The sequence below is a fragment of the Accumulibacter sp. genome (assembly GCF_036625195.1).
In the GTDB taxonomy this organism is placed as follows: Bacteria; Pseudomonadota; Gammaproteobacteria; order Burkholderiales; family Rhodocyclaceae; genus Accumulibacter.
Genome location: NZ_JAZKUG010000001.1, coordinates 2,256,548 through 2,274,705, shown reverse-complemented (window position 1 = coordinate 2,274,705; position 18,158 = coordinate 2,256,548). Strand labels below are relative to the sequence as shown.

The following is an 18,158-nucleotide window of genomic DNA, read 5'->3' as shown; positions in this document are numbered from 1 at the left end:
TCGGCGAAAAACCCCGGAATGTGCGCGGCGACTCATCAGCTTCTGCAGCCACTGGCAGTCCTGCGCGTCGCATCCACCGGTCCCCGGGTTCGAGCCGTCCTCAGGGCGTCTTTTCGTAGAATCCGCGCACATCGGCGGCCATTTCAGCCCGGCTCTTCTTGCGCAGATAGAACATGTGGCCGCCCGGGTAGGTGCCGAAGAAGAGTCGCTTGCGCGTGTCCGCCCCGCGCACCGTCTGCTCCAGCACGTAGCGCGACATCAGGTAGTTGGCGTTCAGGTCGTGGTAGCCGTGGAGCACGAGCGCCTTCAGGTCATGGTTCTGCGCGAGCGCGAGCGCCAGGTCATCGGGGCCACCGAGCTTCGCGCTGCGGTCCCAGCTCATGTTGACCGGGAGATTGAGCGGGATGTAGGGCCGCTCGCTGACATAGCCCAGATCCTTGCGCACATAGTCCATGAAAGGTGCCAAGAGCACGCCGGACAGGATACTGAGCGAGCGGTCGAAGGCGCCGAGTTCGTCCTTCTTCTCGGGCGTGGGATTGTCGCTGGCCTGGGTGCCGTCGTAGGTGTCGATCACCTGCCCCTTCTTGCCGAGCAGGTTGGCGGCGAAGACGACCTCGGAAATCCGGCCGCGATGGTTCGCGACGAGCGCCGGCTCGATTCCGATCAGGCCGCCGACCTTGACATGGAACGTGGCCAGTTCCTCGGGGCTCGCCCGGCCCTGCGTCGCCAGCCCGGCCAGGTAAGCGGTCAGCGCATAGTCTTCGACCGCCTTGACGGCCGCCGGCTCGTTCCTGATCGTGCTCAGCCCGTGGTGGGCGGCGATCGCAGCCTGCGAGGGCAGCAGCGTCATCGGCGCCACCAGCGAATAGTGCGGATCGGACAGCTCGAGGCGGAACGCCGGCGAGAGCATGACCGCCCAGTTCAGGTTGATGGCGTATTGCTCGGCCAGGATGCGCGACAGCGCCGCCACCCGCTGCCCGCCATAGCTCTCCCCTGCGATCGCCTTCGGCGAGCCCCAACGCTTGTTGACCGTCAGCCACTGGCGGATGAAGCCGGCGATGGCGTCCAAGTCGCCAGCGACCCCGTGGTAGGGCTTGCCGTCGCGGGGTTTGCCGTCGGGCCCGGGCAGCATGCGGCTGTAGCCGGTGTCGACCGGGTCGATGAAGACGAGGTCGGTGAAGCGGATCCAGCTGTCGGGATTTTCCTCCAGACGCGCCGGCACCACGGGAAAGCTGCCGTCCCCGGCGGTCTGAATCGTCTTCGGTCCGATCGCTGCGAGGTGCAGGTAGATGCTGGCGGCACCGGGACCGCCATTGAAGGCAAAGGTCACCGGTCGCTTGGCGGGATCCGCGCCCTTGAGCGTATAGGCGACGTGGAAGATCTCGGAGTCTGGGCGCTCGGGGTCCGTCCCGATCTGGAGCATTCCGGCTGTGGCCTTGTAGTCCGGCAGCTTCTGCGCCACTGCAATCGGGGCCCCCGCAAGCCATGCCGCAAGCGCGAGGGCCAGCATCACAAGCCACCTGCGTCCGATCGCAATCATCATCTCTGCAACCTCCCTTCCTTGCTCATGCCGAACCATGGTCGAGTGCGCGTTGCCAAGCCAGCAACAACTTGCTGATTCCTGCACGCGTTCGACGCGACCGGGCAGCGGAGTCCGTGCGCCAGCCAGCTCATCGGCGAGCCGGCTTGCCCTGCGCCGCCGGTCAGCGGATCTGACCGCTGCACGCCGTGGTGGTGCGGGTGCTCCACCGTGAGCGCATCACTGCGCCGTGCCCGAGACCGCCGACGACGCCAGGTGGGGCTCGTCCGGCAGGGTCATCGGTCGCACGCCCTTGACCGAGCGGATGGCGAACTTCGGGTCGCGCCGCTGCAGCTCGGCAAAGAAGCCCGGGAAGTGGGCCGCGCCGTAGGTGATGTAGATCTTCTCGGACTTCGACTCGTCGACAAAGCGCGCCAGCGTCTTGTTGCGGAAGTCGACGATGACGCGGTTGGACGGGTCATTCGCTTCTCCCAGCGCGCCGGAGACGGCCATGCCCAGCACGCCGCGGCAGACGATGCCGGCGAGCTTCTTCTGCTCGGGCGTGGCCCCTTCCACGATGCCGAGGAAGAGCGCGAACGGATCGCCGGAATCGGAGGTCGCCGGCTTGGCCTTGGCCGCCTTGGCCGCCATGCCGGCGGCGAAGGCCGGGTCTTCGCGCAGCAGGCGGTCGTACTCGGTCTTCATCTCCAGGAAGTTGGCGTCGGCGGTGATGTGCCGCGACGGGTGCATCGCCATATCGGCCTTGATGGCGTCGAAGTAGTTCAGCTGGAAGCTCAGGCCACACTGCTCGGCCATCTTCCTGTAACCGGCGCTGAGGTCCTGCTTGCTGCCCCGCAAGGTCTGGTTGAACCAGTCGGTGAGGTCGGGGCGCCCGTCCACGGGCGTCACGCCCTCGTAGAACAGCGTGTAGCCATCGGCCAGTGCCTGCTCGAGGTCGAACACGACCGACTTGTAGAACTCCTCAGAGCCGATGTGTTGCATGCCCTGGAAGATCACCGTCTTCTGGCCGTTGGAGAGCGTGGCCAGCGGCACCGCGGTCGGCCCGCTCTGCACCCAGAAGGCCAGGTAATACACCGGCAGCGAGGCGAGCCCGACCATGCCCAGCGCACCACCGAGCGCAAAGGCGCCGAAGGATCGGCCAGGCGAGTAGGCCGGGTCGCGCCGCTTGGCCAACCAGCGCAGCAGGAACAGCAGCGCGCCCAGCGCGCCCCCCGCGGCGACGACCAGGCCGACGATCCACGTCGGCAGCTTGCCCACCACCAGCAGGCCGGCCCCTGCGAACAGGATCAGCGCCAGCCAGAACGCTCCGTTGAGACGCGCTGACCAGTTGCTGGTGCTGGCTTTCGTTGTGGTCGACTTGGCGGTGGTCATCGTGTCATTTCGCCTTGCATTGCAGTTCGTCGGTCTTGCCGGTATTCGTGTCCAGCCAGCTCACCTTCAGCTCGTTGCCCTGATGCACGAGGCTGACATTCTGCCCTTCGTACTTCGCATCGCTCGCCGAGCCGACGAGCCACATCGTCACGGTGCGATCGCCGCGCTCCAGCCGAATCGTGGCCGGGTCGGTGGCGAAGAAGTTGGCCACCACCTCGTTGGCGGCGTTGTTCTGACAGGCATGGGCAACCGTCTTCGGCGGCAACAGTTGCCAAACCGCTTGCAGTTCCGAGGTGCGCACCCGGTACTGGGCATCGATGCATTCCTTGACCGTGTCGACGGTCCAGGTGGCCGTAATCCAGGTCTTCACCTTCGCTTTCCAGCAGTCGTTGCGACCCTTGACCCAGCCTCGCTGATCCTCACGCAAGCGTGTCGCGAGAGTGCCTCTGGCCTTGGCCGATGCCGCCTTGTAGACCTCTGCGAGCTTGCGGTCGAGAGCCGCCAATGAGGCGTCGGCGCAGATCAATGTCTCAACTTCACCGCTCGCTTTCGCGCAGTTGAAGGTCGGCCCCTGCGCCAGCACGGTCAGCGGAAAGACCACTGCGCCGGCGATGAAAGATGAAACGAGCACTGGCTTCTTCATGGGTCCTCCTCACTCGATAGCCTATCGGCATCGCTCTGGGGTTGCGGGTCCGGCGGCTGCCTGCGCGACGACAGCCGCAGCTGCGATCGCGAGTATCGCCGGCACGGTCGAAGGGGAAGCGTCTTCCTCCGCTCCCGATGGCTCAATGAGTATCGCTGAGCGGCTTTCGACCTTACACTAGCGCCATGATGAAACACTCTTGCTAGAAAATTGAGAATCAGGAATCTGCAGGATCTCCGCGTCTTCGTGCTGGCTGCCGACAGCGGGAGCCTCTCGACAGCGGCCCACATGCTCGATTTGTCTCCTGCGGTAGCCAGTGCCAGCCTGAAACGGCTGGAATCCGATCTGGGTTCGGTACTGCTCGTACGATCCACCCGGAGCCTGCGTCTGAGTCCGGAGGGAGAACGCCTGTTGCCGGCAGCCCGTTGTGCACTGGCTGGACTGAGTGATGCGCTCGACGACATTGCCCAGGCGCGCAGCAGCCTGCGCGAGGAGTTGCGCATCGCGATGCCCTCGGACCTTGGGCGGAATCATCTGCTGGCCTGGTTCGACAGTTTCCTGCTGCAACACCCCGACGTGACGCTGCGCACGCATGTTTCCGATCGCCCGGCAGACCTTTACCAGCAACCGGTCGATGTTGCCATTCGCTATACGGACATGGCGGATTCGGGCTTGGTCGCGCTGCCCATCCTGTCGGGCAACCGGCGTATTCTCTGTGCGGCGCCGACCTACCTGGCGCGCCACGGCGTACCGGCCGTGCCGGTGGACCTCTCTCGACACAATTGCCTGCGATTCCGTCTCGGGAACGCCGTGCACGAGCATTGGCGCTTCAGCCTGGAGGGGCAGGAGATCGTGGTGACCGTAAACGGGAACCGGATCGCTGACGACGGCGATGCCGTGCATCGCTGGGCCCTTGCTGGCCACGGCATTGCCTACAAGTCGGCACTGGATGTCGGCAAGAGCATCGCAGCCGGCCTTCTGGTGCCGCTCTGTACCGAATGGACGACCGAGGCGGCGCCACTGTCACTGGTCTGTGCCGATCGTCGCCAGTTGTCGCCGCTGGTCGTGCTGCTGCGCGACCACCTGCGGCGGTGCTGCGAGAACCTGATTGATGGCTTCAAGGCCGCGCGGCCATTCACCCCCGTTCCTTGATTGCTGACGCCTTGATCCACGGGGATGAGGCGAACGAGAATCAGCCCCGGCCACGAAGATGGCGGTACGATGATTGCCGGCTTGCCCGGCGAACGCGGCATGTGCACCGCGCCCTGGCGATCCCGCCAGAACGCCGAGGCATCACGCCACGTTGCCGCCCTGCCGCCTACTTCCGACAGGCCGTCGCACTGGCCTCGCCGACATAGCTGACCCAGGTATCGCGCGAAACGACCTCCACGCACTGACGGGTGCTGTCGTTCCAGTACAGCCACTGATTGTCGCCATTGCCCAACTTGCGCTCATTGGCCAGGGCAAAACCGCGACGCTCCAGCTGGCCCCAAGTGTAGGTGGTCTCGCGGTTGGCCAGATCGCTGACGTTGACATAAGCCCGGCTGCCACCGCGCGACCCGTAATCCGAGCGATAGCTCGTTTCCTGGCGGCGTTGATCCACCCCCTTGGTATAGCCGTCGCTGTACTCTTTCGAGTCGTCGTAGTTGTGGAAAGGCTGGTTGTGCAGCCCATCACGGTAACCGCGTTCGAACTGGGCGGTTTGCCGCTCATCGAGGTCACGGTCTTCCCGATGGTGGGACTTTGAAGCAAGCACCGCCAAGCCCAGCAGAGCTGCCGCACCGACCGCGACAGCCGCCGCCGTGCCGCCGCTGCTGTCACGTTGATCGCAATCGCTGTTGCCTACGGTCTTGATCTGCTCATATCGGCCATCACGGGTGCGTACCCGCACGCAACGCTTGTCGCGACTGTTCCACCAGTAGGTGTAAGCGGCATCGTCGCTTTTCGAAGTGTGGTGACTGACGTAACCACGACTTTCCATTTGCGCTTCAGCGTCGCGGCCACGCACGTCGACCAGATCGGACAGATCGCTGGGGGTCTCGGCCCATGTGCCATTGCTGCTGACGATCATCGACACGGCAACGGTGATGGCTGTAATGCGCTTGATAGACTGGGGCATCTTGTGGGCTTCCCGTAGTGGTTGATGAGATGTCGAAGCCTGTTGGACATGACTGCGTTTGCAGTCGCGTGGAAGTATCGGAGAAAGCAGCGTGCGGACAAACCGCCAACCCAATGAGTCTGTTTCGCCAAACAATTGAAAATTTCTGCTTCGTGCTTCGGATAGCATCCAAGCGTCAACGAGTTCTTTCCTGGCGTGTGAACCACCACCCCAACCGAGGGTCCGATTGTCGTCGAGTGAGCACAGCAAATGCCGCCGGGCCCCTGCTTGAGCGCCATGCAGATCGGGATCAAGGCAGCCCTCGCTGCCTTGGTCGCCGTGGTTGCGGGAGCTGGCTGCGCCCATGAGTCCTCCGGAATGGCGGGCGCGCCGGTGCCCGTCGCCGGAACGCTGGCCTTGCCCATGGCCGGGCATCTCCTGTTCAACCAGCCGGCCGGGACCATCCAGGCGATCCGGCTGCCTTCGCTCGAAGCGAACGTCATCAAACCGGCATCCGCGGGCAGCGACGATCTGGCGACGATCCATGCCCTGAGCGGTCCCGACCGCGACGGCCGAATCGCCTACATCGAGGATCATTACTTCGTCGCCGACAAGAGTCAGCAGCGCCATCTGCTGAAGACCGTCCGCGTCGACGGGACGCAGGATGGCGAAGTGTTCTCCCGGCGGGGCGGGGCGCTCTGGGCGAAAACACCAGCCGGACACGGGGAGATCGGCAGCCAGCTCGCGTTGTCCCCGACCGGCGGTCACGTCGCCTTCCTCTCCGGGCTTGTCCCGGTCGAGTTGCCATCGGCCTACCTGCACGTCGGCAACCTCGAGGTATGGAATGTGTGCAACAAGGCGGGCGGCAAGCGTCTTGCCACGGTCCTTGACGAGGGGCTGGCCTGGTTCCCCGATGGCCGGCGCCTGGCACTGGTCAGGCTGCTTGATCCGACGGCACTGCCCACAGTCAGCGAGCCGCCGGCAGAGCTCGGCCAGACGTTCCGGGCGTGGGGCAAGGTGCCCGCGGTGTTCGTCCTCAACCTCGATACGGGCACGGAAACCTTCCTCGCAGAAGGATGGCGTCCCGTCGTCTCCGACGACGGCAGATCGATCCTGGTGATGGACCGTGAAGGCCAGGCCCGTGTCGTCGATGCCGGATCCGGCCGGCCGCTTGCGCTGCGCGTGCCGGGCAGGGATTGTCCCCGGCTGATCGCCAGCCCTGCGCCGGGCCAGTTTCTCGCGTTGTGCCGGCCGGGTGCCGGGGAGCCAATCGAGCTGTCAACGCGCAACAGCCCGCTCGTCGGCGCGAAGCCGCTGCTGACCGTGCGCTTCATCCGGACCGATTCCGGCAAGCGGCAGGCGGTGGTCCGTGCTGTCGACCCACGTACGGTCGTCAGCTTCGGCGCCGACTCGGGGGAAAGCGAATGATCTTCGCCGCAACCGTTTGCCCGTTCTTGCCCGATGTGTGGCAGTGAGGTCGTCATGCCGAATGGAACAGCAGTATCACCGCGCTCAGGGACTCGCTCCTCGCTCGATGCCGTCGACGAGAGCCGGAACGGGGATTTCGGTGAAATGGCCGCACGCCAGGCCCGGATTCCGCGATTCGAACCGCACGGATCCCGTGGAACGTCCGTACTGGCAGGCTTTCCGGTAGAGTCGCGGTGTCCAGGGTGGGGATCGATGGCGCCAGGAAGCCAGGCGCCGCTCCGCTGACCGGTCACGCGGCAGCAAGCGCGCCTGCGTCGGCCGGCAGCGCAGTCCGGTCTTTCTGGCATTCGAGAGAGGGGTTGATTCGATGCGTATGGTGCTGAATTTCATGGTGTGCGGCGCACTGTCTGCCGCCTTGGTCCTGCCGATCGCCGTACGTGCTGAGTCCGCCGATGGCCGGGCCGCTGCCCCGCCTGGGGTCATCACCAACGGCGACCCGGATGCCGGGCTCTACATGCCGCGGGAAGTCCAGCAGGCCTACGCCAAGGGCACGCGCAGCCCTGACGGCCGGCCCGGCCCCAACTACTGGCAGAACCATGCCGAGCACCGCATCCGCATCAGCCTGAATCCGCCCAGCCGGCGCGTGCAGGGCGAACAGGAGATCGTTTATACCAACCATAGCCCGGATCCACTGACCAACCTGGTCTTCCGGCTGTACATGAATGCGCATCACCCCTCAGCCATGCGCGAGAAGCCGGTCGACGCCAGGTTCCTGACCCAGGGCTTGAGCGTCGAGCAGTTCAGCATCGACGGCCAGACCCTCGCCTGGGACAACCCGGCCGACCCGCTGGCGTACCACAACGTCCCCGGCAGTACCGTCCACGCCGTGACGCTGGCCGCGCCGATCCCGCCCAAGGGCAGCGTGCGCATCCGCATGCGCTGGCACTACGACCTGGTCGCCGGCAAGGGCTGGAAGGAAGGCGCGATCGACGAGACGTCCTACTTCCTGGCCTACTTCTTCCCACGCGTCACTCACTACAGCGACTACGGCGGCTGGGACTACGCGCCCTTCACCCTGGGCCGCGAGTTCAACAACGACTTCGCCGACTTCTCGGTGGCGGTGGACGTGCCGCGCGACTTCGTGGTCTGGGTCACCGGCACGCTGCAGAACCCGGCCGAGGTGCTGCAGCCGGCCGTGCAGCACCAACTGCAGGCGAGCTTCAGCAGCGATGAGGTCGTCACCCTGGCGCAGGCGGCCGACGCCAAGGCCGGCAAGGTCACCGCCCGCGGCGACCGCCTGGTCTGGAAGTGGCAGGCCGAACACGTGCCCGATTTCGCCATCGCACTCAGCAACCACTACCGCTGGGACGCGGCCAGCACCGTGGTCGACCCCGCCAGCGGCCGCCGCGCCAGCGTGCAGGCGGCCTACCCCGACAGCGCCAGCGACTTCAGGCCGATGGTCAGTTCGGCGCAGCAGACGCTGAAGTTCGCGTCCACCGACTACCCCGGTGTGCCCTATCCGTATCCGAAAACCACCATTGTGCTCGGCAGCGCCGACGAGGAATACCCGATGATGGTCAACGACGGGTCGAACGTCGGCACCTACTACGCCAAGGCGCTGCCGCAGAACGCCTTCACCGGCTTCGTGGCCGCGCACGAGATCCTGCACAGCTGGTTCCCGTTCTACATGGGGATCAACGAGAAGCGCTACCCGTTCATGGACGAGGGCTGGACCACCGCCTTCGAATACCTGCGCAACCGCGAGGTGATGGGCGAGCCCGCCGCCGACATGCTGTTCAAGGCCTTCCGCTCGTCGCCACTGGCCCTGCCACTGTCGAGCATGGATCTGCCGATCATCACCCCGCACGACGCCCTGTGGGGCCAGAGCGCCGTCTTCGGCCTCAACCAGTACGGCAAGGCCGCGCTCGCATTCCTGGCGCTGAAGGACCTTCTGGGCGATGCCGCCTTCCGCACCGCGCTGCACACCTTCATGGCGCGCTGGAACGGCAAGCGCCCGCTGCCGTGGGACATGTTCAACAGCTTCAACGACGCCGGCGTCGGCAACCACACCTGGTTCTTCCGCAACTGGTTCTTCAGCCACAACCACATGGACCTGGCGCTGGGCGGCGTGCGCAGCGACGGCCGGATGCAGACCGTAGCCGTGCGCAACCCGGGCGGGATGGCGATCCCCTTCGACGTGGTGGTGGAATACGCCGACGGCAGCAGCGAGCGCGTGCACCTGACGCCGGCCACCTGGCAGGCGGACGGCCGCAGGACCGACGTGCGCATCGCCGGCGGCAAGGCGGTACGTACGGTGACGCTGGACACCGGCATCTACGTCGACGCCAACCCGGCCGACAACCTCTGGAAGGCCGAAGCAGCCGAACGCCGCTGAGCCGCACTCAAACCGACCGAGAATACTGACGGAGTTCATCCATGGATCCTTTCACCGAGTCGCCGCCGGGCATCGTCATGCGCGTCCTGCGTTTCGTGCCGGTGCGAGTGGGATTGTTCTATGTCGTATTGACCTATCTGTACCTCTCCTGCTACTTCCTGCGTGCGACGTACGCCCAGGGCCCACTGAAAGGCCTGGTCGCGAGCGTGGTGGCCGGCGCGATCATGCTCATGGTCCATGCCTTCCTGGTCCAGCGCGTCGAAGGTCGGCGGGTCGAGGAACTTGCGGTGCGCCCCATGGCTGGCGAACTCGGCCTCGGCCTGCTGGTCGGACTCGGCTTGTACACCCTGTGCGTGCTGATCCTCATGGCGCTGGGCAACTACCGCATCGACGGCCACCGCGACTGGCTCATCCTGCTTGCGGGCATGGCAACGCCGCTCGCCACGGGCGTTTACGAGGAACTCTGGTTCCGCGGCGTGCTGTTCCGGCTGACGCAGGAGTGGTTCGGCACCGGGGTGGCAGTGGTCATCTCGTCGCTGATCTTCGGCTTCGTGCACTGGGACGCCGCCGGCGCCACGCTGCAGGGGTTGTTGTCGATTTCCCTCTGGGCCGGCCTGCTGCTGTGCGCCACCTATGTTCTCACCGGGCGCCTGTGGCTGGGCATTGGCCTGCACGCCGCGTGGAACTACACGCAGGGGTCGGTGTACTCCGGCAGCGTCTCGGGCAACGAGGCTCCGGATGGCTTCTTCAAGTCGACGCTGCAGGGCTCGGAGTGGCTCACCGGCGGCAGCTTCGGAATGGAGGCTTCCGTGATCGCCCTCCTGGTCTGCGGCACGGCGGGCGTGCTGATGATGGCAAAGGCGGTGCAGCGCGGCCTCATCGTGCCGCCGCCGTGGAAGCGCCGGCAGTGAGGGCGTGAGCCGCGCCCGCAGCGCGGGCAGGAAGCCCGCCAGGACGGCTGCGGATTCAACCGGCGCTCAGAGCACCTTCTCGTAGAAGCTGCGCGCGGAGAAAAGGGGGCAGAGCCCCTTCAGGAAGAATAAAAACGGCTTATTGGGTTTGACGGACCGGAAATCGGAGTCCCATACCCCATCCAGCATCGCACCAGAACCACAGACCTTGAAACATCCAAGTCGATGCTGTTCCATCCCTGTCCGTTCATCAAGAGCGGCCTACACGGCGGTGCTGCCAGTAGCCGGGTTCGCGATGACAGTGCATGACTGCAAGAATCAGCACGAAATCCGCTTCTACGGTGTAGAGAACAGCGTAAGGAAAGGCGCGCGTGAGACAGCGCCGAATATCTTCTTCCAGGATACGCCATCGCTCGGGGGCTGCGAGAATCTGGTCGATGGCGTGTTCCACGGCCGCCATGGAACGGAGTTCCAGGCCCTCCTGACAGTCTGCATAGTATCGGGCAGCATGCCCGTACTCCGCCAAGGCCTCGGGGGTGGAACTCGTACCTCATCGAGCAAACATCCGCCTGACTCGTTCCAAGGCCTCATCACCTGGGATCGTCTCCACGCGTCCACTCCGGACGTCGTCTCGGCGACGGCACGCTTCTGTGCCCCAAAGCTGTTGAACGTAACCGTCTTCCGCTGGGTCGAGGCTTTCGACCAGGCGGTCGGCTAGCAGGGCACGTGCTTCGCTCGGCAAGGCGAGGGCTTCTTCAGCAATTTGTTCTACGGTCAAAATCATCGATAGTGACTCCTTGTAGAGCGACGAAAAACGGCGACGCGCCGATTTTTTCTGGGCAAGAATCAGAGAATAGCAGCGTCGGGGGCAAAGATGGGTTTGCGATCAGCAGGACAAAATAGGCAAGAAAGAAATCTTCGGGCGACCAGATCCTTGCGCAAGTTGGCCACCACTTCCTTGGCGGCGGTGTTCTGACGGGTATGGAAGCGCGCTCGCCGGATCCCTGACCACCAGCGGGTGGCCATCATCGGCTGCCTGACAGCGGCCGTCGAACAGCCTGCGCTGCGCCGCCGGCGCCAATCGACCCGATGCACGGGTCTCCCCCCGACATCCCGAAAGTTGCAGTCCGGTCGGAATGGAATACACTTGCGTGCGTGACGAATACTCCGGAGCCCGGTGTGGTTGCACGCATTGCCGAACACCGCCAGATGGTGCGCAGTGTCTGCCGGCACGCTCCGTCGACCGCGCTCGCAGGACGTAGCCCGGCGCAGCCGGGGCAGCCGGCGTTGCTGCGGCACATCGCCCTGCGGCTGCCTGGATTCGCCCACACCCTGCCCCTGCTCGTCCTGTTCCTCCTGCTGCTGGCGGCCAGCGCGCTCGATGCCGCCAGCAGGGACTTTCCCGGCGCCGACAACCCCCTGTCCGAGCCGCGCTTCACCTCGGTCGGCGTCGGCATCATTCCGCGCTACGTGGTGCCCACCATCGCCCAGGACCGCGCCGGCTTTCTCTGGATCGCCACCGGTGACGGCCTGGTGCGCTTCGACGGCTACCGCTTCCGCCCGCAGGAGCGCGACAGCCCCGATCCGGCGGCGCGCAACCTGGGCTGGATCCGCGCCTTGCTCGCCGGGCGTGATGGCCGGTTGTGGATCGGCACCGAATCCGACGGACTGGCAGTCTATGATCCGGCGAGCGAAACCGTCACCGCCTGCAGCGACGAGCGCCAGGACCGCGACCTCGTACAGCCGACCATTCGCGCCCTCGCCGAAGACGCCGCCGGCGGCATCTGGGTGGGCAGCGAGGGAGGCGGGCTGCAGCGCTTCGACCCGGGCAGCGGTCACTTCGCCCGCTACCGGCACTCGCGACAACCCGGCGACCTGCCGGACAATCGGGTGCAGGCGCTGCTGGTCGATCGCCAGGGCACGCTGTGGGTCGGCACCTGGGCGGGCCTGAGTCGCCACCGACCTGGCAGCGACCGTTTCGAGCCGGTCTTCTCGGCGCCGGAAGCGGGTGGCAGGAACCTCGCCGGTCGCATCGTCCAGACCCTGTTCGAGGCCTCGGACGGGCGCATCTGGGCTGGCACGCAGCAAGGCGACCTGGCGATCGTCGACCCCGCCACGAACGAGGGTCTGCTGGTCGACGAACGACCCGGCAGCACCAGCCCGGACGGCGTGAGCAGCCTCGTCGAGGCACCGGGAGGCCTGATGTGGGCCGGTCGTTCTTCGGGAATCGCAGTCCATGACCTGCGCGACGGCCGCCTGCTGCAGCGGCTGCAACATGACCCGCGCCGGCCCGCCAGCCTGGCGGGCAATGAGGTGGCGGTGCTGATGCGTGATCACTCGGGCCTGATCTGGGTCGGTGGCTATGGCCTCGGCCTGCAGCGCCACGATCCCAACAATCGCGCCATCTGGTTGCGCAGCGCCGACACGACGCCTGCCGGCCCGTTTGCCGAAGCCGACGTGCGCAGCGTGCTGCGCCTGGGCAACGGCGAAATCTGGACGGCGACGCGCAAGGGAGGCGTCGCCGTGATGGACAGCCAGCTCCGCGTCATCGGCGCCGTCTGGCCGCAGCCGCCGCGACCCGCCCGGGTGGCCGTGGCGGCCGTCAGCGAGTCCCTGCAGCCGGTGCGCATCGAGGAGATGGCGCAGGCGAGCGATGGCACCGTCTGGCTGGGAGCGGACTCACTGCTCTATCAGTTCACTCCGGACCGCCGGCAACTGCGCAGCCTGGCGCATGACGGCGGTGTCACGCGGGGTTTCCTGGACAGCAGCGATGGCGCGCTGTGGGTGGCGACGCAGGACGGCGTCTATTGCCTGCCGCCCGGCTCAAGCGAAGTCGTGCGCGTCGCGCAGCAGGGTGGCCGGCCGTTGCGTGCCGAAGTCAACGCCATCGTCGAAGCACCCGATCAGAGCGTCTGGGTGGGCACCGCCAAGGGCCTCTTTCGCGCCCCGCCGGGAAGCCGCGAACTGCAGCCGGTCGAAGCGCCTGCGGGCGCCGGCCTTGGCAACCCGATCGTCATCGGGCTGCTGTTCGACCGGCAACAGACGCTGTGGCTCGACACTGCCGTCACCGGCCTGCACCGCATGACGCGCTGGGACGGTCAGCGGGCAACGTTCGAGGGCATCAGCGCCCGCCACGGCATCGTCAATCGACCATTTGGCGGCAACCTGCTGGCAGACGCGCGCGGTCGCATCTGGACGCAGATGTACGTCTATCACCCGGCAAGCGACCGGCTCGACGAGCTGACCGCAGCCGATGGCGCCGATCTCGGTACCGGCTGGTTCCAGGCACATGCGCAGACGGCCGACGGCCGCATGCTGTTCGGCGGCAGCAGGGGAATCCTCGTCGTCCGACCCGAGCGCTTCGACGCCTCGACGCATCAGCCGCCGTTGTTGATCTCCGAACTGAGCATCAACGGGCAGCGCCAGCCGGCCGGCCGCATCGGCGATGGACTGCGCCTGACCCCGGAGCAGCGCAGCTTCAGCCTGAGCTTTGCGGCGCTCGACTACAGCGACCCGGGTCGCCTGCGCTATGCCTACCAGCTGCAGGGTTTCGATGCCGGCTGGATCGAAACCACTGCCGATTCCCGCGTCGCCAGCTACAGCAACCTCGACCCTGGCGACTACGTCCTGCGCGTCCGGGGCAGCAACCGCAGCGGCACCTGGAGTCCACACGAGTTGGCCATCCCGGTGCATGTGCAGCCCGCCTGGTGGCAAGGCACGGGCTTTCGCCTGGCACTCGCCGTGCTCGCGTTGCTGATGATCTACGCCCTGGTGCAACTGCGCACCCGCCATCTGCGCTCGCGCCAGGCTGAGCTCGAGCGCACCGTGCACGAGCGCACGGCCGATCTCGAGAGACTGGCGCTGGCCCTGCAACGCGAGTCGGCGGCGCTTGCCGAGTCGAGTCTGACCGATCCGCTGACCGGCCTGCGCAATCGCCGCTTCCTGACGCAGCACATCGAGGCCGATCTCACCCTGGCGGTGCGCGCGTATGAGAGCCACCTGAACTATGGCGCCCTCCTGCGCGACGATGCCGGGCTGGTGTTCTTCCTTCTCGACCTCGACCATTTCAAGCAGGTCAACGACCACTACGGCCACGCAGCCGGCGACGCCGTACTGAAACAGATGTCCAGCCGGCTCCGCACCGTCTTCCGCGACAGCGATTACCTCGTGCGCTGGGGCGGCGAGGAATTCCTCGTCGTGGCACGTGCCACGCCGCCTGCGCACGCCGCCGAACTCGCCGAACGGGCCCGCGCCGCAGTCGCCGATCAGCCGTTCGAGCTCGACGACGGCAGCCGACTCGCCAAGAGCTGCTCGATCGGCTTCTGCTGCTTTCCGCTGTCGGCGCAGCATGCCGACGCTTTGGACTGGAATGCGATGGTCAATATTGCCGATGCGGCGCTCTACGCCGTCAAGACTGCCGGCCGCAATGGCTGGCTGGGAGCGCTTGCTGCCCGCGAGCAGTCGGCCGCTGCGCTGCTCGACCGCTCGCGTCGACCGCTGCCCGAATGGGTACAGTCGGGCGAGATTGATCTCGTCTGCTCTGCCGGACTCGGCGGCATGACGGCGGCGTGGATGCGCAACGAAGCACCCTTCACGGCACCGGAAACGGTGCGGAGCGCAGGCTGAGCGGAGCAGACAGAGGCCAGATTCTCCGCCGAAATTCCGCAAGCTGCCGTTTATACTATGCACCATGCGCGTCCGGACCCTGCTCACCTGTCTCGTCCCGCTGCTGCTGCTGGCCTGCAGCAGCACGCCGCCAGCGCCCGGGCGGACGGCACAGCAGCCAGCGGCCCGGCTGGCGAGCAGCGACAAGGCGCACGACGTGGTCATCTTCGCTCTCGGCCTGATCGACACCGGTTATCGCTTCGGCGGCAAGAACCCCGACGCCGGTCTCGATTGCAGCGGCATGGTTTCGTACATCTTCGACCGTGCCGCCGGCATCCGGGTCAGCGGCAGTGCCGCCGACATCGCCCGCCGCGGACGCGAGGTCGACCGCTCGGGTCTGCGCCCCGGCGATCTGGTCTTCTTCAACACGCGCAACGCACCCTTCTCGCACGTCGGCATCTACATCGGTGATGAACGCTTCGTGCACGCGCCATCGGGCAGCGGCCGCGTGCGCATCGACCAGCTCGGCGCCCGCTACTACGCACAGCGCTTCGAGACCGCGCGCACCTACTTCGACTGAGCGCAACCGGTCGACTCGTGCGCGGGCTCAGGCGGCAGCCGGCGTGCCGGCACGGTAGGTTGATCTGCCCGATGAAAGAGCCAGATGCTGCCGAGCAGCACCCCGACGCAAGGCAACAGGAAGAGCAGTTGGCCAGAATCGAGCGGCCCGGCGTGAAGCAGGACGATCGTCAGAAGACTCGAAGCCGACAGGAGCATGAGGCTCAACGCAGCAACCCGACGCAGTCGGGAGAAGAAACCCGCTGCGGCAAGGGAGAGTGTGGCCAGGGGAATGAGGTAGATGCCCCAGCTGACAAACCACACAGCGTGTGCCAGCAGGGCATCGACGACTCCCGACAGGCCACGGGCGCGCGCCAGCTCGCCCACCATGGCGAAGCACACGGCAAGCAGCGCGTACGGCAGCGCGATTGCCGTCGCCATGGCGTGCAGTGCACCATGCATCGTCGCTGCTTGCTGCGTGCTACCGCTGCAAATGGAGGACTTCGCGGTCACTGGATCGCTCTTCCCGGGCGCGGGTTTGGCCGCCATCGTCACGGCGGCAGAACGCTGCCGTTGAGTTCAAGCAGTCGTCCGTTGCGCAGCCGGGCGCCGAGCGTGTGTTCTTCGTCCCACGCCACCCGGTAGCCGATCTCGACACTCAACTCGCCATCGAGTGTGATGACGGCAACGAATTCGACCGCGGCGTGCTGCCAGACCTGATCTGGCTGGGAAATGCGCGGCGGATTCTCTGCGTGCGCCTCGTGCTCACCCGTGGCGATGGCTTCTGCGTACGGAGCGTAATGTTCGAACAGCGACACCGCGATTCCCGCACACCAGCGCGGATAGTCGTTCGCAATCGAGCGCGCGATGGCGAGCGCCTGCGGATCGGGAGCCGTGCGGGATCCGGGAAGCGCCAGCGGTGCCCTGATCTCGCCCAGCGCAATCTCTGCACGCCACATGCCTCCCTTGCGGTGAAGCTCCCCGAGCACTGGATCCCTGAACGACGGGGTCTTGAACAGTCCGAACATCTGCGTCGACCCACCCCCTGGAAGGAATGACGTTCATCCACCGCGCCGAAAGCCGCGGGCCAACGGCTGGCCGATCCACGGCACCACGGCCCAAAGCCATTCAGCCGGCACTGGCAGCACGCCACTCTGGACGGGTGGCGACGGCCCGTCAAGCGTCTGGCTGTCGCGATGATGCGGCACGACGCGTCTCGAGGAAGGCGATGGATGAACACAAATCGGGCGGTGGGTCATCGCTGAGCTGTTTGAGGTGGGCGATGGCGTCGACCAGATCGTCGACCGTGGCGCCGCTGGCTTGCAGCTGCGATGAAATCTCCTCCGCCAGGATCGTCAGCGAAGCAAGCGCCAGTCCCTCCATTGGATTGCGCCGGCGAACATAAGGCTTCCTGAGAACGGCCAGGCCGCTCCGGGCGAGTGCCAGTGCCGCCGGCAGCTTGCCGCGTGCCTGCAGACGATGGGCACGGACCATCGCGGAGTTGGCACGCAGAACCGCGACCATGCTCCGGGCGGAATCGACGAGGTCCATGATCGGGCCGGCGAGAAGCCTCACCCCTCCCGCCTCGGAGACCAGCGTGCCGACGGCTCACATACCGCGTGCTTCGAACGATCGGGGCGGCAAGTCGAGTCCTCCCGGTGCTGCAGCCGCGTCAGGTTCGGCGGCCCACAAACCGGAGCCTGGTGGCCCTGAGCCGCAAGCGCCTTGCCCTCCCGTCGAATGCGGCGCCGGAACGCGGCACCAGGCGGCGACGGCCTTGGACCACAACTTGCACCACTGCTGCTCGCATGGAACATCATCATTGTTTCCATCCATTCTGGTGCCCGGACAGTTCCCCAGGAAATAGGTGGCCTCGGCACATGAGCTCATCTGGGAACAGTGCGCCCGACCATCACAGCTGAACGCCCAGCCGCAGATGCCGCCGCGGCGGCACGGGCAGCGAATTGTAAGCGCCCAGCGGCCCGGGTCAAGCCTTTGGCATGGCACGGCTGCTGGCGCATGGGGTTCGCGAGCGCCTCCCGAATGCGCGGGCAAGCGCGAGCGCCGTCGTTCGCCTACGTTCTTGTCTTGACGCCGCCTGCCCTTTGCCCGGGCCCGGACTGTTGCCGAGGGAGCAGCAAACCCAAGGCCCTTGACGCGTGACACCGCGCGGCTTTAGAGTCGATGCCTCGAATACTGCATCGCCCCCATACCGCCATGCGTCGTTTCGTTGCCATCCTGCTGATCGCCCTTCTGCCGCTCCAGGCGGCGTGGGCCGTCGTCGGCACGGTGGCCGGCCCGCTGCTGCCGCGCAACGCGGCACACCCGGAGCAGCACGACCACCACTCGGACGAGGCGTGTGCCGGCCTGGCGAAAGCCGCCGACCAGGGCCACTGCCAGGATCGCGACGACCACTGTACCAGCTGCCAGGGCGGCTGCTGCGCACCCATCGGGCTGGCGCCCCTGCCGGCGATCGCCCAACCCGGCGACGCCATCATCCCCGCCGCCGTAGGCGGCAAGCCTTCCGCCATACACGCCCGGCCTGAACGGCCGAAATGGACCGGCCTCGCCTGACCGGCGGGGCCTTCCGGACTGACTCATCACCGTCG

17 protein-coding genes are annotated in these 18,158 nt (G+C 66.3%); 7 read left to right on the top strand and 10 right to left on the bottom strand.

What is annotated here, in order from left to right; all coding sequences use genetic code 11:
* Positions 1-100 precede the first annotated feature (100 nt).
* The 3 genes from V5B60_RS09935 to V5B60_RS09925 form a co-directional block, all read right to left on the bottom strand.
* A complete protein-coding gene (locus V5B60_RS09935; RefSeq protein WP_332346847.1) occupies positions 101-1,510 on the bottom strand; it encodes a S10 family peptidase in 1,410 nt (469 codons plus the stop codon).
* A gap of 249 nt (positions 1,511-1,759) precedes the next feature.
* Complete coding sequence (locus V5B60_RS09930) at positions 1,760-2,911, bottom strand: hypothetical protein (protein WP_332346846.1); 1,152 nt, start codon at positions 2,909-2,911, stop codon at positions 1,760-1,762.
* A 4-nt stretch (positions 2,912-2,915) separates the two neighbouring features.
* Positions 2,916-3,554, bottom strand: coding sequence for a lysozyme inhibitor LprI family protein (locus V5B60_RS09925; RefSeq protein WP_332346845.1), 639 nt, complete (start codon positions 3,552-3,554; stop codon positions 2,916-2,918).
* A gap of 210 nt (positions 3,555-3,764) precedes the next feature.
* On the opposite strand from V5B60_RS09925, the gene V5B60_RS09920 reads away from it, so the two are divergent.
* On the top strand, positions 3,765-4,706 hold the full coding sequence (locus tag V5B60_RS09920; RefSeq protein WP_332346844.1) for a LysR family transcriptional regulator: 942 nt from the start codon (positions 3,765-3,767) through the stop codon (positions 4,704-4,706).
* A 166-nt stretch (positions 4,707-4,872) separates the two neighbouring features.
* Here the strand turns inward: V5B60_RS09920 and V5B60_RS09915 are convergent, their stop codons facing one another.
* Positions 4,873-6,018, bottom strand: a complete 1,146-nt coding sequence (locus tag V5B60_RS09915; RefSeq protein ID WP_332346843.1) for a hypothetical protein — start codon at positions 6,016-6,018, stop codon at positions 4,873-4,875.
* Between the two features lie 12 nt (positions 6,019-6,030).
* Here V5B60_RS09915 and V5B60_RS09910 point away from each other — a divergent pair, with 12 nt between their 5' ends.
* From V5B60_RS09910 to V5B60_RS09900, 3 genes are all read left to right on the top strand, one after another.
* Positions 6,031-7,080 (top strand): hypothetical protein, encoded by a 1,050-nt coding sequence (locus tag V5B60_RS09910; protein WP_332346842.1) that lies wholly within the window; start codon positions 6,031-6,033, stop codon positions 7,078-7,080.
* Between the two features lie 367 nt (positions 7,081-7,447).
* A complete protein-coding gene (locus V5B60_RS09905) occupies positions 7,448-9,475 on the top strand; it encodes a M1 family metallopeptidase (protein ID WP_332346841.1) in 2,028 nt (675 codons plus the stop codon).
* 41 nt (positions 9,476-9,516) lie between these two features.
* Positions 9,517-10,386, top strand: coding sequence for a CPBP family intramembrane glutamic endopeptidase (locus V5B60_RS09900; protein ID WP_332346840.1), 870 nt, complete (start codon positions 9,517-9,519; stop codon positions 10,384-10,386).
* A gap of 250 nt (positions 10,387-10,636) precedes the next feature.
* Here V5B60_RS09900 and V5B60_RS09895 read toward each other — a convergent pair whose 3' ends face one another.
* Together V5B60_RS09895 and V5B60_RS09890 are read right to left on the bottom strand one after the other, a co-directional pair.
* Entirely contained in the window at positions 10,637-10,846 is a 210-nt protein-coding gene (locus tag V5B60_RS09895; protein ID WP_332346839.1) for a hypothetical protein, read from the bottom strand.
* A gap of 90 nt (positions 10,847-10,936) precedes the next feature.
* On the bottom strand, positions 10,937-11,170 hold the full coding sequence (locus V5B60_RS09890; RefSeq protein WP_434735319.1) for an addiction module protein: 234 nt from the start codon (positions 11,168-11,170) through the stop codon (positions 10,937-10,939).
* A gap of 395 nt (positions 11,171-11,565) precedes the next feature.
* On the opposite strand from V5B60_RS09890, the gene V5B60_RS09885 reads away from it, so the two are divergent.
* Entirely contained in the window at positions 11,566-15,012 is a 3,447-nt protein-coding gene (locus V5B60_RS09885) for a two-component regulator propeller domain-containing protein (RefSeq protein ID WP_332346838.1), read from the top strand.
* Between the two features lie 64 nt (positions 15,013-15,076).
* Complete coding sequence (locus V5B60_RS09880; RefSeq protein ID WP_332346837.1) at positions 15,077-15,571, top strand: C40 family peptidase; 495 nt, start codon at positions 15,077-15,079, stop codon at positions 15,569-15,571.
* Here the strand turns inward: V5B60_RS09880 and V5B60_RS09875 are convergent.
* The 4 genes from V5B60_RS09875 to V5B60_RS22185 all read right to left on the bottom strand — a co-directional run bounded on the left by V5B60_RS09875 (position 15,559) and on the right by V5B60_RS22185 (position 17,556).
* On the bottom strand, positions 15,559-16,011 hold the full coding sequence (locus tag V5B60_RS09875; RefSeq protein WP_332346836.1) for a hypothetical protein: 453 nt from the start codon (positions 16,009-16,011) through the stop codon (positions 15,559-15,561). The two genes, V5B60_RS09880 and V5B60_RS09875, sit on opposite strands and share 13 nt — an antisense overlap.
* An 89-nt stretch (positions 16,012-16,100) precedes the next feature.
* A complete protein-coding gene (locus V5B60_RS09870; protein ID WP_332346835.1) occupies positions 16,101-16,508 on the bottom strand; it encodes a DUF6985 domain-containing protein in 408 nt (135 codons plus the stop codon).
* Between the two features lie 217 nt (positions 16,509-16,725).
* Positions 16,726-17,124, bottom strand: a complete 399-nt coding sequence (locus V5B60_RS09865) for a hypothetical protein (protein WP_332346834.1) — start codon at positions 17,122-17,124, stop codon at positions 16,726-16,728.
* 33 nt (positions 17,125-17,157) lie between these two features.
* Positions 17,158-17,556, bottom strand: coding sequence for an excalibur calcium-binding domain-containing protein (locus tag V5B60_RS22185; protein WP_434735371.1), 399 nt, complete (start codon positions 17,554-17,556; stop codon positions 17,158-17,160).
* A 210-nt stretch (positions 17,557-17,766) separates the two neighbouring features.
* Between V5B60_RS22185 and V5B60_RS09855 the strand changes: the two genes are divergently transcribed.
* Positions 17,767-18,123 carry a hypothetical protein gene (locus V5B60_RS09855; RefSeq protein WP_332346833.1) on the top strand — a complete coding sequence of 119 codons (357 nt, stop codon included), beginning with the start codon at positions 17,767-17,769 and terminating at the stop codon, positions 18,121-18,123.
* The last annotated feature ends 35 nt before the right edge of the window (positions 18,124-18,158 follow it).